Here is a 13,885-nt window from a genome sequence, read left to right as displayed (position 1 = left end):
CTGAAATCCGCTCAAATGTGGGAGCTGGCTTGTGTGGGAGCTGGCTTGCCTGCGATAGCATCGACTCGGTCTGACAGGTAGGCCGAGGTGAGCGCATCGCAGGCAAGCCAGCTCCCACAACAAGCCAGCTCCCACACAAGCCAGCGCCCATCGTGGCCTGTTACGCCAGTTCAGGGGCGCTAGCGTACGCCTGTTCCAGCAGCACGGTGAAGCGCACAAACGCGTCGATGGCACCTTTTTCTGCCGCCGCTTCTTCTTCGGCGCTGAACGCCAGGCCGTCGAGGGTGCGGGTGAAGCGCTTCCAGCCTTCAGCGCGGCCACCGGCCGGCTCGCCCAAGTGACGGGCACCGAAGGTTTCGCTCAGGCCCAGGCCCACGGCGCGCTTGATCAAGAATGCAGCGCCCAGCTTGGAGCCTTCGGACACGAACAACCAGCCCAGGGCTTCGGCTTTGCTCGGGTTTTTCACGGCGCCGGCAACCGGTGCTGGCACGTCGGTTTCCAGGTCGGCCAGGTCGAGTTTGGCGGCGTCGGCGCGGCAGCGCTCAGCCAGGTCCGGGACGATCTTGATCAGCTCGGGGTCGTTGTACAGCGCCACCAGTTCTGACTGGAACAGGTACTGCGCCACCACAAAACGGGCGAAGTTGGCTGGGGTTTCAAACGGCGCGTGGGCTTTGACCAGCGCGTCGAGCTTGGTGTGTGGCGCGTGGGTGATCTGGTTCAGGCGCTGGGAGCGCAGGTTTGGGCGTTCTGCGGTAGGAGAAGCGGTCATCGAAAAAATCCTTGAGAAGGGGCGCGCCTGGGTGCTCTAAAGAGAGCTGTTATCAACTAGACGAACAAGAAGACGCGGCACAGTAAAAAAACCTCACCTCGCTGCTGATAAAGGGCGGCGAGGTGAGGGCGGCTGTCAGATGTCCCAGATCAGGTTGATCGCGAAGTTGCGACCCGGCTGGGTCAGGCGGTCGAGGTTGGCCGGTGCGGTCACGCCGGCTTCGCCGACGCCGTCGTAGCTGCGCACGTCATCCCAGTTCCAGTACTTCTTGTCGGTGAGGTTGTAGAGGCCGCCGTTGATGGTCACGTCGTTGGTGACTTTGTAGAAACCGGTGAGGTCGACGATGCCAAAGCCTGGGGTCTTGAACGGAGCGCTGGTGCTGCCATCCGGCGCGTGGAAGGTGGTGCTGTCGACACGGTTCTGTTTTTTCACCAGCGTCCAGCTGACCAGCGCGCCGTATTGCTCTTGCTCGTAGCCCAGGCCGAATACGCCTTTAAGCGGGTTGACGCTGTTGAGCGGCTCGCCGTTGTCGTCGTTGCGGCCGTAGGTGTAGCCCACCGAACCTTGGGTGTAGAGGCCTTGTGGCGCTCCGAACGCATCGAGGTTCAGGCGGCCTTTGGCCTCAACCCCCTTGATGGTGGCGTGCTTGATGTTGTTGGCTTCGAACGTTTGGATGTCGCCGCCGGCGACCGAGGCGTCTTCGTCGATAAAGTCGCGGTACTTGTTGTAGAACACCGCGATGTCGAAGGAGCCCTCATCGAACTGGCCGCGAATTCCGGTCTCGATACCCTTGCTGGTTTCCGGCTTGAGGTTCGGGTTTGGCTCGACGGTGTAGCCCAGGTTGAGGTTTTCAAAGCGGCCATACAGCGCCTTGGCCGACGGGGTGCGGAAGCCCTCGGCGTACTGGCCGAACCAGGTGTACTGATCGGTCAGCGCGTAGGTCAGGCCGAATTTTGGCGTGACGCGGTGCCAGGTTTTTTCTTTGTCGCTGACCGGGTAGGCGCCGGTCGGGTTTACGGTGTTGAGGAATTCCTGGGTCAGCTTGGGCTTGAGCCGGGTGTAGTCGTAACGTACGGCGGGCAGGAAGGTCCATTTGTCCCAGCTGATCTGGTCCTGGGCGAACAGCGAGTAAGTGTTGATGGTCGGGTCCGGGAAGTCGCTGGACTTTTTCACGCTGTCGCCGGCAGACGGGCTGGGCGCGCCGATCGCCGTGCAACCTGAGCCGACGGCGAGGCAGTAGGCCGAGCCTTCGCGCGAGCCGCTGACTTTCTGCTGCTTGAGGGTGGTGCCGTAAGTCACTTGGTGATCGGTTTCACCGAGGCTGAACGCCTTGTCCAGCTGTGCGTCGAAGACCCACTGTTTCTCTTCGTACAGGGTGTCGCGGGTGCGCATGACGCGGCGCGATGGCTGGTAGATTTCAGCGGTGCTCTGGTCAGTCTTGGCGATCTGGTAGTTGAGGCTGGTCTTGATCTGATCGGCTATCGGCGAGTCGAGGGCAAAGCGGTTTTCGATGCCGAAGCGTTCACGGGTGATGGTGTCGTTACCCGAACGCCCACGGTAGAAATTGAAGCCACGCCCGCCGACGAAGGGGCCGCCCACGGCGTTCTTCAGATTGACATCGCGATCATCCTTGAACTTCTCATAGGTCAATCCCAGCCGATTGTCATCGCCATAATTCCAACCCATTTTCGCCAGGATATTGGTGGTGCGCGCATCTTCCGGGTTAGCGCCGGTACGGGCCAGGCCGGTGGCGTTGTTGCCGTCGTAGGACTCCATTTCATGGCCATTGCGCTGGCTCAGGTGCAGCAAACCGTCGAAGTCCTGCACGCGGCCGGCGACGGTGCCGGAGGTCAGCCAGCTGTCGTCGGCGGAGCTGTAGCCGGTTTTGAGGCGGGCGCCGACGTCCTGGCCGGGCTTGATGATGTCGTCCGGGTCGAGGGTGAAGTAGCTCACCGCGCCGCCGATGGCGCTGCTGCCGTACAGGGCCGAGGCTGGGCCGCGCAGGATCTCGACGCGCTTGACGATTTCCGGGTCGACGTAGTTACGACGGGTCTTGGCGTACGGGCCGTTGAAGAAGTTGTCCGGCACTTCCACGCCGTCCACTTGAGTGAGGATGCGGTCGCCGTCGATGCCGCGAATGTTGTAGCCGGCGTTGCTGGCGCGGGTGCCTGCGCCGCCGACCGACACGTTGGGCTCGTAACGCACCAGTTCACGGATGGTGTTCACGTTCTGGCGGTCCAGCTCCTCACGCGCATGCACAGTAACGGTGCTTGGCACGCTGTTGACGTCTTGCTCACTGCGGGTGGCGCTGATGGTCACCTGATGCAGATTGAGCGTGCTGCCCGCTGGGCGCTTTTCCAGCACGATGTTGTTATTGCCCAGTTTGCGGTAGCTCAGGTTGGTGCCCAGCAACAGCCGGTCCAGGGCTTTTTCCGGCGAGAGTGCGCCGCGCACGCCGGGGGACGACACACCCTGGCCAAGCTCTGCCGGCAGGCCGACTTGCCAGCCGGTCACGCTGGTAAAGGCATTCAACGCCGACACCAAGGGCTGCTGTTCGATACTGAAACTGTAATTGCCGTGGCTGCGCGCGGCCGGTTCGGCGGCAGTGGCGGCCATCACCGGCGCGCCGGCCAGCAGGATGGCGGCGGTGAGCAAGGACAGGACGGGCGAAGAGGACCGGCGGTTGAAACGAGAGGACATCGAGAGCGCTCCGGGGATACGAATCTTATAGTTGCGAGCTGATCAAATAGGAATCAGTTGCATTGGCTATAACGAGACGAACCACCGGTTACTATCGAGTAAAAATAATTCTCATTTAGTTCAAGATGACCAGCGCCGGGTACTCCGAGAGCTTGGCCGAGGTGATGTGCGCCAGGGAGCGCACCACATCCAGCGGTTGGTCGAGGCGGTAATTGCCGGTAACGGCCACGCTTGCGAGCTGGTTGTTGGTGTTGACGATCCAGCCGGGGTAATAACGGCGCAACTCGGCGAGCACTTCGCTCATCGGGCAGTTTTCGAATACCAGGCGGCCCTGGACCCACGCCAGGTCTTTACTGGCATCCAGTTTGGCCGGTTGGCCGAAGCCTTTGGGGCCGATGCGGATACTCTCTCCGGCGCTCAGACGCACGCGGGCATCGTCAAAGGTGTTGCTCAAATCCACATCGCCGCGCTGCACCTGCACCTGGGCCTCGCCATTGAGGTAGCGCACGGCGAAGTCGGTGTCGCGCACGCTGGCGCGCACGGGGCCGGCGTCAATCTCCAGCGGCAGGCCACGGCTGGGCGCCACCTCAAAGAAAGCTTCGCCCTGGAACAGTCGGGCGACGCGCTGGTGGTCCTTGATGCTGCTGGAAAACGCCGAGTTGGTGTTGAGCAACACTTTGGAGCCGTCATCCAATTGCAGGCGCTGGCGTTCACCGACGACGGTGAGGTGGTCGGCCTGCAGGCGCACGGGCAGGTTGCTGAAGCTGAACAGACCGATCAGCAGCACAGCGGCGGTGGCCAGGGGTTTCCAATGCGGCTTGATACGCCGCCACGCGCTGGGTTTGCGCGGCACTGCCAGGGCCACGGCGGCGCTGTGAACCGGCGCGCCGCCCCAGGCGGCCTGGGCCTTGCTGAAGGCGAGCAGGTGCGCCGGGTCGCTGGCAAGCCAGGCATCAAACTCGGCTTGCTGCCCGGGTTGCGGGCATTGCAAGGCAATCAGCCAATCGAGGGCTTGGTCCATGGCCGTGTCTTGCAGCACCTCATGAGCCAGCTCATGGGGGCGCAGCTTATTCGGGTCAGTCACGGTGTTCCTCGGGTCTTCGCCACGTTCTACTCATCGTTCCTACAGCCTGGGTCGACACCTCTGTCGGGTGAAGCTTAAGGCTGATCCAGCCGTTCGGCCACTCCTACACAGATAGCCATGATCAATTTCAGTTCCTTTTGCACCGTGCTCAAGGACACTTGCAACTGATCGGCAATCTCCTGGTAGCTGCAACCGTGCAGGCGGCTGAGGATGAAAATCTGCTGCTGGCGCGCGCTCAACTGGCCGAGGCTGACGCTCAGGTGTTCGAGCAATTGCTCGGCCTGGGTGGCGTCCTCGGGCGTGCTGATCGGCGCGGCGACGCTCTGCAGTACGTCCAGCGGCACATCTTCTTGCAGTGTGCGGGCCTGGATGCGGCGCGAGCGCAGATGGTCCAGCGCCAGGTTGCGCGCGGTTTGATAGACGAAGGGTTCAAGGTGATCGATCGGCCGCTCGCTGAGCGCCCGCGTGACGCGCAGGTAGGTTTCCTGCAACAGGTCTTCGGCGGTGCTGTGGTTATTCACCATCCGCTGCAGAGTGCGTAGCAGAATCACCCGTTGGGTGAGAAAGACTTGGTTGAAGCGAGATTGGCTCACAGTGATACCAGACCGGTTTGCAGTTAATGATAATGCTTATCATCAACTCAAATGGCAAGTGGCACTTTGAGATGCTGCGTCGACTCCTGTGGGAGCTGGTTTGTGTGGGAGCTGGCTTGCCTGCGATGCAGGCGCCCTGGTCTTTCAGACAGACCGCGGTGATGCTATCGCAGGCAAGCCAGCTCCCACACAAGCCAGTCCACACAATGGAACAACCGGGTCGGTTTACTCGGCGTTGCACAGTGCCAGGCAGTTATCCAGCATACGGTTGGAGAAGCCCCATTCGTTGTCATACCACGCCAGCACTTTGAGCAACTTGCCACTGACCTTGGTGTGATTGGCATCGAAAATCGACGACAGCGGGTTATGGTTAAAGTCGCTCGAAACCAGTGGCAGGGTGTTGTAGCCGAGGATCTTCGAATGCTGGCTGGCTTCTTTCAGCAGTGCGTTGACTTGCTCGGCGCTGGCTTCTTTTTTCAGCGTCACTGTGAGGTCCACCAGCGACACGTTGATCACCGGCACACGCACGGCCATGCCGGTCAGCTTGCCTGCCAGTTCCGGCAGTACCAGGCCGACCGCTTCAGCGGCGCCGGTCTTGCTCGGGATCATGTTCTGGGTGGCCGAACGCGCGCGGTACGGGTCGGTGTGGTACACGTCGGTGAGGTTCTGGTCATTGGTGTAAGCGTGAATGGTGGTCATCAGGCCGCTTTCGATGCCCAGCTCGCGATGCAGCACCTGAGCCACAGGTGCCAGGCAGTTGGTGGTGCACGACGCGTTGGAGATGATCTGGTGCGATTGACGCAAAATGTCATGGTTTACCCCGTAAACCACGGTGGCGTCAGCGCCTTTGGCCGGGGCCGAGATGATTACCTTGCGCGCACCGGCGGTAATATGGGCGGCAGCCTTGTCGCGGTCGGTGAACAGACCGGTGCATTCGAATACCACGTCGATCTTGTGCGCAGCCCACGGCAGGTCGGCCGGGTTGCGAATGGCACTGACGGCAATCCGGTCACCATTGACGGTCAGGCTTTCCTGATCGTGGGCGACCTCTGCGTCGAAAGTGCCATGCACGGTGTCGTATTTGAGCAGGTGGGCATTGATCGAGCTGTCGCCCAGATCATTGATGGCGACGATCTGCAAATCCTGGCGGTAGCCTTGGGTATACAGTGCGCGCAGGACATTACGGCCGATACGGCCAAAACCATTGATTGCGATACGAAGAGTCATTGGAAAGTGCCTGTCGTCGATTTGTTGTAAGAATTACAAGATTATTCGCATAAAAATAGAAAACAAGCCTTTTTAGTGGCAATATTTTGTTCAATCTACAACGAGTGACCTGAATCAACTGGTCCGATGATTCAAACGACACCCTGCCATCCCATGAGCTGCGGGCGTTTGATCAGCATAGACTCTCAGGTCGCCACATCCGTTAGCCTGGAGTTCTATACATGCATCCCCGCGTTCTTGAGGTCACCGAACGGCTTATCGCCCGCAGTCGTGCAACCCGCGAGGCTTACCTTGCGCTCATTCGTGGCGCGGCCAGCGACGGCCCGATGCGCGGCAAGCTGCAATGCGCCAACTTTGCCCACGGCGTGGCGGGTTGCGGCACTGAAGATAAAAATAGTCTGCGCATGATGAATGCCGCCAACGTGGCAATTGTTTCGTCATATAACGACATGCTCTCGGCGCACCAGCCGTACGAACATTTCCCGGAACAGATCAAGAAAGCCCTGCGCGAAGTCGGCTCGGTCGGCCAGTTCGCCGGTGGCACGCCCGCCATGTGCGACGGCGTGACCCAAGGCGAGCCTGGCATGGAGCTAAGCTTGCTCAGCCGCGAAGTCATCGCCATGTCGACGGCGGTAGCGCTGTCCCACAACATGTTCGATGCCGCGCTGATGCTGGGCATCTGCGACAAGATCGTCCCTGGCCTGATGATGGGCGCCCTGCGCTATGGCCATCTGCCGATGATCTTCGTACCGGGCGGCCCTATGCCGTCGGGCATCTCCAACAAGCAGAAAGCCGACGTGCGCCAGCGTTACGCCGAAGGCAAGGCCACCCGCGAAGAGCTGCTGGAATCGGAGATGAAGTCCTACCACAGCCCCGGCACCTGCACCTTTTACGGCACCGCCAACACCAACCAGTTGCTGATGGAAGTGATGGGCCTGCACCTGCCGGGCGCTTCGTTCGTCAACCCGTACACGCCGCTGCGTGACGCGCTGACCCGCGAAGCCGCGCACCAGGTCACGCGCCTGACCAAGGCCAGCGGCGACTTCACGCCGATTGGCGAGATCGTCGACGAAAAATCCATCGTCAACTCCATCGTCGCCCTCAATGCGACCGGTGGTTCCACCAACCACACCCTGCACATGCCGGCTATCGCCATGTCGGCGGGCATCATCCTCACCTGGCAGGACATGGCCGACCTCTCCGAAGTGGTGCCGACCCTGTCCCACGTTTATCCAAACGGCAAGGCCGACATCAACCACTTCCAGGCAGCGGGCGGCATGTCGTTCCTGATCCGCGAACTGCTCGAAGCCGGCTTGCTCCATGAGGATGTGAACACCGTGGCGGGCAAGGGCTTGAGCCGTTACACCCAGGAACCGTTCCTGGTCGACGGCGAGCTGATCTGGCGCGACGGCCCGATCGAAAGCCTCGACGAAACCATCCTGCGCCCCGTAGCCCGTGCGTTCTCGCCGGAAGGCGGCTTGCGCGTGATGGAAGGCAACCTCGGGCGTGGTGTGATGAAGGTTTCGGCCGTGGCGCCGGAGCATCAGATAGTCGAAGCACCGGCCGTGGTGTTCCAGGATCAGCAGGATCTGGCCGATGCATTCAAGGCCGGCCAGCTGGAAAAAGACTTTGTCGCGGTGATGCGCTTCCAGGGGCCGCGCTCCAACGGTATGCCGGAACTGCACAAGATGACACCGTTCCTCGGTGTGTTGCAGGACCGTGGCTTCAAAGTTGCGTTGGTAACAGACGGGCGTATGTCTGGCGCGTCGGGTAAGATCCCCGCCGCGATTCACGTCAACCCCGAAGCCCAGAGCGGCGGGCCGCTGGCGCGGGTCAAGGATGGCGATATCATTCGCGTCGATGGCGTAAAGGGCACCCTGGAGCTTAAGGTGAACGCCGAAGAATTTGCAGCGCGCACGCCTGCCACGGGCCTGTTGGGCAACAACGTGGGGGCCGGTCGCGAGCTGTTTGCATTTATGCGCTTGGCCGCAAGCTCCGCAGAGCAGGGCGCCAGCGCCTTTACCTCTGCCTTGGAGACGCTTAAGTGAAGCTTGCGCTGGTCGGTGACATTGGTGGTACCAACGCCCGTTTTGCGTTGTGGCGGGATCAGGAACTGCATTCGATCCGCGTGCATGCCACGGCGGACCACCACAGCCCTGAGGAAGCCATCAAGGTTTACCTCAAGGAGGAAGGCCTGGAAATCGGGGACATCGGCGCGGTGTGCCTGTCAGTCGCGGGGCCGGTGAGTGGCGATGAATTTAAATTCACCAACAATCACTGGCGGCTGAGCAAAACTGCGTTTTGCAAAACCCTGCAGGTCGATGAGCTGCTGCTGGTCAATGACTTCACGGCCATGGCCCTGGGCATGACGCGGCTCAAACCCGATGAGTTTCGCGTGGTGTGCCAAGGCACGCCGGAACCCTTGCGCCCAGCCGTGGTGATCGGCCCGGGCACTGGCCTGGGTGTGGGCACCTTGCTGGACTTGGGCGAAGGCCGTTATGCGGCGCTGCCGGGGGAGGGCGGCCATGTCGACCTGCCGCTGAGCAGCCCGCGCGAAACCCAGTTGTGGCAGCACATTCACAGCGAGATCGGGCATGTGAGCGCCGAGACCGCGCTGAGCGGCGGCGGCCTGCCCCGTGTGTACCGCGCCATTTGTGCGGTCGACGGGCACACGCCGGTGCTGGACACGCCCGAAGCCATCACGGCAGCGGGCCTGGCCGGCGACCCGGTGGCCATGGAAGTGTTGAACCAGTTCAGCATCTGGCTGGGCCGTGTGGCCGGTAACAACGTGCTGACCACCGGTGGGCGTGGTGGTGTGTACATCGTGGGTGGGGTGATTCCGAGGTTTGCCGACTTCTTTATCAACAGCGGTTTTGCCAAGAGTTTCAGCGACAAGGGCTGCATGAGCGACTACTTCAAAGGCATTCCGGTGTGGTTGGTGACGGCGCCGTATTCCGGGTTGACCGGGGCCGGTGTTGCGCTTGAACAGGCTTTTGCGTAGGGGCTGATGGCCTCATCGCAGGCAAGCCAGCTCCCACAGTTGACCGGGTTCCAACCTTGGAATGCAGTCAACTGTGGGAGCTGGCTTGCCTGCGATAGGGCCTCAAACGCAACAAATGATTTAAGCTTGGCCATAACAACAAGGAGGACCCCGTGAGCGTAATCAGTAAATCGATTCTCCTCGTCGACGACGATCAGGAAATCCGCGAATTGCTGCAGACCTACCTCAGTCGCGCCGGCTTCCAGGTACGTGGCGTACCGGATGGCGCGGGGTTCCGCCAGGCGATGAACGAGGCGCCGTGCGACCTGGTCATCCTCGATGTGATGTTGCCGGACGAAGACGGTTTCAGCCTTTGCCGCTGGATTCGCCAGCACCCGCGCCAGGCGCAGGTGCCGATCATCATGCTGACCGCCAGTTCCGACGAAGCCGACCGTGTGATCGGCCTGGAGCTGGGCGCCGACGACTACATCGGCAAACCCTTCAGCCCGCGCGAGCTGCAAGCGCGGATCAAAGCCTTGTTGCGTCGCGCCCAGTTTGGCCAGGAGCGCACGGGTGGCGGCGACGTTCTGGTGTTCGATGAGTGGCGCCTGGACATGATCAGCCATCGCCTGTTTCACGTGGACGGCGAAGAGGTAATCCTCTCCGGCGCCGACTTTGCCTTGCTCAAGTTGTTTCTTGATCACCCCCAACAGATTCTCGACCGCGACACCATTGGCAACGCCACCCGTGGCCGCGACCTGATGCCGTTGGACCGTATCGTCGACATGGCCGTCAGCCGCCTGCGCCAACGCCTGCGCGATACCGAAAAACCTCCAAGGCTGATCCGCACCGTGCGTGGCAGCGGTTATCAACTGGCAGCCAGCGTGGTTGCCGGCAATGCCCACTGAGCCGCTGACCGAGCGCCGCCGGCGTTTTCCGGTGCCGCGTTCGCTGCTTGGGCGCATGTTGCTGCTGACCTTGCTTGTGGTGCTGTTTGCCCAGGCGCTGTCCAGCGTGATCTGGGTTTCGCAACTGCGCGCCACCCAGCTCGAAGGCCTGGTGACCAGCGCGCGCAGCCTGGCGCATTCGATGACGGCCAGCGTGAGTTACTTCCGCTCGCTGCCGGTTGCCTACCGCCCGTTGGTGCTCGACCAACTGCGCAGCATGGGCGGCACGCGGTTTGTGGTGACCCTCAACGACCGCCCATTGGACATGCAGATTCTGCCGCAGACCCCGCGCAAGCAGGCGGTGCTGCAAGCCGTGGACGAGGTGCTGCGCCAGACCCTGGGCAGCGACGTGCATATCTCGGTGGAGTTCGTCAGCGCCGAGGACCTGCGTATTTTCAATGCGGGCCTCAAACTCGATGAACTGCCGCGTTCCTGGGCGCATTACGCGCTGACCCTGGAGCCGGTGAACCCGCCGGTGCTGGTCACGCAAATCCAGCTGGCACCCGGCGAATGGCTGTACATCGCCTCGCTGCTGCCCGAGCCCTACACCAGTTTGGAAGAACAAGGCCTGCCGTCGCAGCAAGTGTGGTTTATCGTGCTGACCAGCGGTTTCCTGTTGCTGTTTATCGGCCTGCTGGTGCACTGGCAAAGCCGGCCGCTCAAGCGCCTGGCCCGTGCAGCGCGGGACATGTCCCTGGGCGCCGATGTGGAACCGGTGGCCGAAGGCGGTGGCAGCGAAGTGGTGGAAGTGGGCCGTGCGTTTAACGCCATGCGCGAGCGCATCAGCCGTTACCTCACCGAGCGCAGCCAACTGTTCAGCGCGATTTCCCACGATTTGCGCACGCCGATCACGCGTCTGCGCTTGCGCGTGGAGTTGCTGGAAGACGAAAACCTGCAAGCCAAATTCGGTCGCGACCTGGATGAGTTGGAGTTGCTGGTCAAGGGGGCACTGCAATGCGTCAAAGACACCGACATCCACGAGAACATCGAGCCGGTCGACCTTAACCACGTGCTTGATTGCCTGGTGGAACCGTACCTGGCGCCGAACGGTAACGGCCGTATCACCCAGCACGGACGGGCGCTGACCCCTTATCCGGGCAAACCGCTGGCGCTCAAGCGCTGCATCGGCAACCTGATCGACAATGCCTTGAAGTACGGGCAGAACGCGCATTTGCATATCGAGGACGATGGCGTGGAGTTCATCCTGCATGTGGATGACGAAGGCCCGGGCGTGCCGGAGCAGCGTTTGGAACAGGTCTTCGAACCGCACTTTCGCCTGGCCGGCCAGCAGCAGGGGTATGGCTTGGGCCTGGGCATCGCGCGCAACATTGCCCACAGCCATGGTGGGGAAGTGAGTTTGCAGAATTTGCGCGAAGGCGGGTTGCGGGTGACCTTACAACTGCCGCGAACCCTGGACTAATGTGGGAGCTGGCTTGCCTGCGATGCAGGCACCCTGTTCTTTCAGTCAGACCGCGGTGATGCTATCGCAGGCAAGCCCGCTCCCACACAAGCCCGCTCCCACATTTTGATCCCGGTTGGGTCAGATACTTTGGCGCAGCCGGGCCAAATCCCGCAGCGGCGGTGCCCCGAACAACCGGCTGTATTCCCGGCTGAACTGCGACGGGCTCTCATACCCTACCCGATACCCCGCTGCCGACGCCTCCAGCCCTTCGGCAATCATCAATCGCCGCGCTTCCTGCAACCGTAACTGCTTCTGGTATTGCAGCGGACTCATCGCCGTAATCGCCTTGAAGCGATGGTGCAAGGTCGAAACACTGAGGTTCACTTCCCTGGCCAGGTCATCAATGCGCAGCGGTTGTTCGAAGTTACCGTTCAACCATTTGATGGCCTGGCTCACGCGATGGCTCTGACTGTTGGCCACGGCGATTTCATACAGTCGATAACCCTGCGGGCCACGTAACAACCGATAGAGAATCTCGCGGTTGATGAGTGGCGCGAGCATGGCGATGTCTTTCGGTGTGTCCAGCAGGCGCGCCAGGCGCAACACGGCGTCGAGCAGTTGGTTGTCGATGCGGTCAACGTACATGCCACGCGATGTCGGCCTGGAGGGCACGCCCATTGGTCCCGCCTCGGCGATCAATGCGGTGAGCTGGGCCGGGTCGATATTGATGCGCACCGACAGGTTGGGGTCTTGCGGTGTGGCGTCGATGATCCGCCCGGCGACGGGCATCGCCACCGAAAACACCAGATAATTGAGCGGGTCGTAGGCAAAGATCTCGTCGGCCAGGCGCACTTCCTTGCTGCCGCTGGCCAGAATGCACAGGGCGGGTTCGACCAGCACCGGCATGAAATCGCGCGGGGTGTTGTGGCGGTTCAGATACAGCGAGGTAATTGCCGTGCCGTAGGAGCCATCTTCCCAGGTATGACGGTGAACAATGCTGGCCAGCTCGGCGCGTTGTTTTTCCATCTCGGCATCGAGGGGCATTGGCTTGGTTTCGGGCGACGACATGGAGCGTCCTCTACTGACTGCTTTGATGGGCTCAGCTTAGCGGCGGCTTTTCAAAAGGTGTTACTTCGATTCTGCACAATCCTTGCCTGATCCTGCGATAAGGCGTGAATCAGGCAAGTGCAGGGCCTGTCATGTGCCTGAAACACTGAGTGTGCGGTTGGAATAAATCCCTGGGGCCAGACGTCTTATCTACGCTTCTCGCAGGATTGTGCAATAAGCCTGCAGGAATCGACTAACTGCGCCCATCTTCGCGCCGCTATCTTTGATCCTGTGGCAACACGCCCTCACAGTGCTTGCCGAGCATCACTTCTCAACGGGAGAGTCGAACATGTCCACCCCCATTCCCGCGAGCCATATGGCCTTTATCCGTGCCCGTACCGGGTGCAGCACCGAACTCGGTGCACGCTTGAGCAGTTTGATCGAACCGGGCCGTCAGGCTCAGGGTTGCCTGCAATTCTCGTTGCAGCATTCCCAGGTCGATCCCGATGTATGGCTGGTCTCGGGCTTCTGGAGCAGCGAGCAGGCGATGAGTGCCTACTTCAGTTCCCCTGCCTTGATGATTTTTACTGAGCTGTTGAACGACATGGTAGTGCGCAGCATGGACTTCCAGACCTTCACCGACGCATCCGCCGCCCATGCTTACGGTGAGTACCTGCAACTGGCCGGTTAGCGGTTAGAATGGCCGACTTTCCATTGGCCAGGACCTGCAACATGGCACGTAAACAATTTGCCCATCACGAAGCCGTTTCTGCATTAGTGCGTGAAGAAGAGGGTGGCTACAGCGCCGCCGTCGCTGTCAAGGCACTCGATGGCATGGGCGCCCCGAAGTTTCACAAGATCCTGGATGGCCAGACCTTCAAGACCGCCTCCGACGCCGACGATGCAGCGACGCTGCAACTTGAATGTCTGGTTGATGTGGACGAAGACGGTCAGTTGACTTGGGCAACGGCCGCAAGCTGAAGCCGAACACTTTATATCGCTCAACAGAACTCAAATGTGGGAGCCGGGCTTGCACGCGCTAGCGGTTTGCCAGCCAACTCATCAGGTGGCTGACAAACCGCTATCGCGGGCAAGCCCGGCTCCCACAGGGTTCTGTTGTGTTTGTTGGGCAGTAT

Annotated in this window: 12 protein-coding genes; 6 read left to right on the top strand and 6 right to left on the bottom strand. The window is 61.1% G+C overall.

The annotated features are described in order from the left end of the window. Positions 1 to 160: 160 nt before the first annotated feature. The 5 genes from GIW28_RS11640 to gap all read right to left on the bottom strand — a co-directional run bounded on the left by GIW28_RS11640 (position 161) and on the right by gap (position 6,373). Positions 161 to 769, bottom strand: a complete 609-nt coding sequence (locus GIW28_RS11640; RefSeq protein ID WP_236446503.1) for a biliverdin-producing heme oxygenase — start codon at positions 767 to 769, stop codon at positions 161 to 163. Positions 770 to 904: 135 nt separating this feature from the next. Further along, the gene (locus tag GIW28_RS11635; protein WP_099549369.1) at positions 905 to 3,469 is read right to left on the bottom strand and encodes a TonB-dependent receptor; all 2,565 of its coding nucleotides are present in this window, start codon (positions 3,467 to 3,469) and stop codon (positions 905 to 907) included. 115 nt (positions 3,470 to 3,584) lie between these two features. Next, positions 3,585 to 4,553 (bottom strand): FecR family protein, encoded by a 969-nt coding sequence (locus GIW28_RS11630; protein ID WP_099549370.1) that lies wholly within the window; start codon positions 4,551 to 4,553, stop codon positions 3,585 to 3,587. Positions 4,554 to 4,627: 74 nt separating this feature from the next. Beyond that, entirely contained in the window at positions 4,628 to 5,146 is a 519-nt protein-coding gene (locus GIW28_RS11625; RefSeq protein WP_056858662.1) for an RNA polymerase sigma factor, read from the bottom strand. A gap of 225 nt (positions 5,147 to 5,371) precedes the next feature. Next, positions 5,372 to 6,373, bottom strand: coding sequence for a type I glyceraldehyde-3-phosphate dehydrogenase (gene gap / locus GIW28_RS11620; protein WP_176992099.1), 1,002 nt, complete (start codon positions 6,371 to 6,373; stop codon positions 5,372 to 5,374). A 221-nt stretch (positions 6,374 to 6,594) separates the two neighbouring features. On the opposite strand from gap, the gene edd reads away from it, so the two are divergent. The 4 genes from edd to GIW28_RS11600 all read left to right on the top strand — a co-directional run bounded on the left by edd (position 6,595) and on the right by GIW28_RS11600 (position 11,720). Continuing rightward, on the top strand, positions 6,595 to 8,421 hold the full coding sequence (gene edd, locus GIW28_RS11615) for a phosphogluconate dehydratase (RefSeq protein WP_017139768.1): 1,827 nt from the start codon (positions 6,595 to 6,597) through the stop codon (positions 8,419 to 8,421). After that, entirely contained in the window at positions 8,418 to 9,374 is a 957-nt protein-coding gene (locus GIW28_RS11610) for a glucokinase (protein ID WP_099485537.1), read from the top strand. The genes edd and GIW28_RS11610 overlap by 4 nt, the downstream gene beginning before the upstream one ends. 152 nt (positions 9,375 to 9,526) lie before the next feature. Beyond that, positions 9,527 to 10,261 carry a response regulator gene (locus tag GIW28_RS11605; RefSeq protein ID WP_017139770.1) on the top strand — a complete coding sequence of 245 codons (735 nt, stop codon included), beginning with the start codon at positions 9,527 to 9,529 and terminating at the stop codon, positions 10,259 to 10,261. A 31-nt stretch (positions 10,262 to 10,292) separates the two neighbouring features. After that, the gene (locus tag GIW28_RS11600; RefSeq protein ID WP_198431518.1) at positions 10,293 to 11,720 is read left to right on the top strand and encodes an ATP-binding protein; all 1,428 of its coding nucleotides are present in this window, start codon (positions 10,293 to 10,295) and stop codon (positions 11,718 to 11,720) included. A gap of 120 nt (positions 11,721 to 11,840) precedes the next feature. Here the strand turns inward: GIW28_RS11600 and GIW28_RS11595 are convergent, their stop codons facing one another. Then, positions 11,841 to 12,770, bottom strand: a complete 930-nt coding sequence (locus GIW28_RS11595) for an AraC family transcriptional regulator (protein ID WP_017139772.1) — start codon at positions 12,768 to 12,770, stop codon at positions 11,841 to 11,843. A gap of 328 nt (positions 12,771 to 13,098) precedes the next feature. Between GIW28_RS11595 and GIW28_RS11590 the strand changes: the two genes are divergently transcribed. Next, positions 13,099 to 13,440: an antibiotic biosynthesis monooxygenase family protein gene (locus GIW28_RS11590; RefSeq protein ID WP_065930419.1), complete on the top strand. Its 342-nt coding sequence runs from the start codon at positions 13,099 to 13,101 to the stop codon at positions 13,438 to 13,440. A 41-nt stretch (positions 13,441 to 13,481) separates the two neighbouring features. Continuing rightward, positions 13,482 to 13,730 (top strand): hypothetical protein, encoded by a 249-nt coding sequence (locus GIW28_RS11585; protein WP_099549375.1) that lies wholly within the window; start codon positions 13,482 to 13,484, stop codon positions 13,728 to 13,730. Positions 13,731 to 13,885: the final 155 nt, after the last annotated feature.

Source organism: Pseudomonas sp. PA-5-4B (assembly GCF_021606215.1).
Taxonomy (GTDB): Bacteria; Pseudomonadota; Gammaproteobacteria; order Pseudomonadales; family Pseudomonadaceae; genus Aquipseudomonas; species Aquipseudomonas edaphica.
This window is presented reverse-complemented; position numbering and strand designations above follow the sequence as displayed.

Bases quoted from the DNA above. Each gene is read 5' to 3' on its own strand.
- edd (WP_017139768.1), top strand. From the start codon at position 6,595: ATGCATCCCCGCGTTCTTGAGGTCACCGAACGGCTTATCGCCCGCAGT.
- GIW28_RS11590 (WP_065930419.1), top strand. From the start codon at position 13,099: ATGTCCACCCCCATTCCCGCGAGCCATATGGCCTTTATCCGTGCCCGT.
- gap (WP_176992099.1), bottom strand. From the start codon at position 6,373: ATGACTCTTCGTATCGCAATCAATGGTTTTGGCCGTATCGGCCGTAAT.
- GIW28_RS11640 (WP_236446503.1), bottom strand. From the start codon at position 769: ATGACCGCTTCTCCTACCGCAGAACGCCCAAACCTGCGCTCCCAGCGC.
- GIW28_RS11635 (WP_099549369.1), bottom strand. From the start codon at position 3,469: ATGTCCTCTCGTTTCAACCGCCGGTCCTCTTCGCCCGTCCTGTCCTTG.
- GIW28_RS11595 (WP_017139772.1), bottom strand. From the start codon at position 12,770: ATGTCGTCGCCCGAAACCAAGCCAATGCCCCTCGATGCCGAGATGGAA.
- GIW28_RS11585 (WP_099549375.1), top strand. From the start codon at position 13,482: ATGGCACGTAAACAATTTGCCCATCACGAAGCCGTTTCTGCATTAGTG.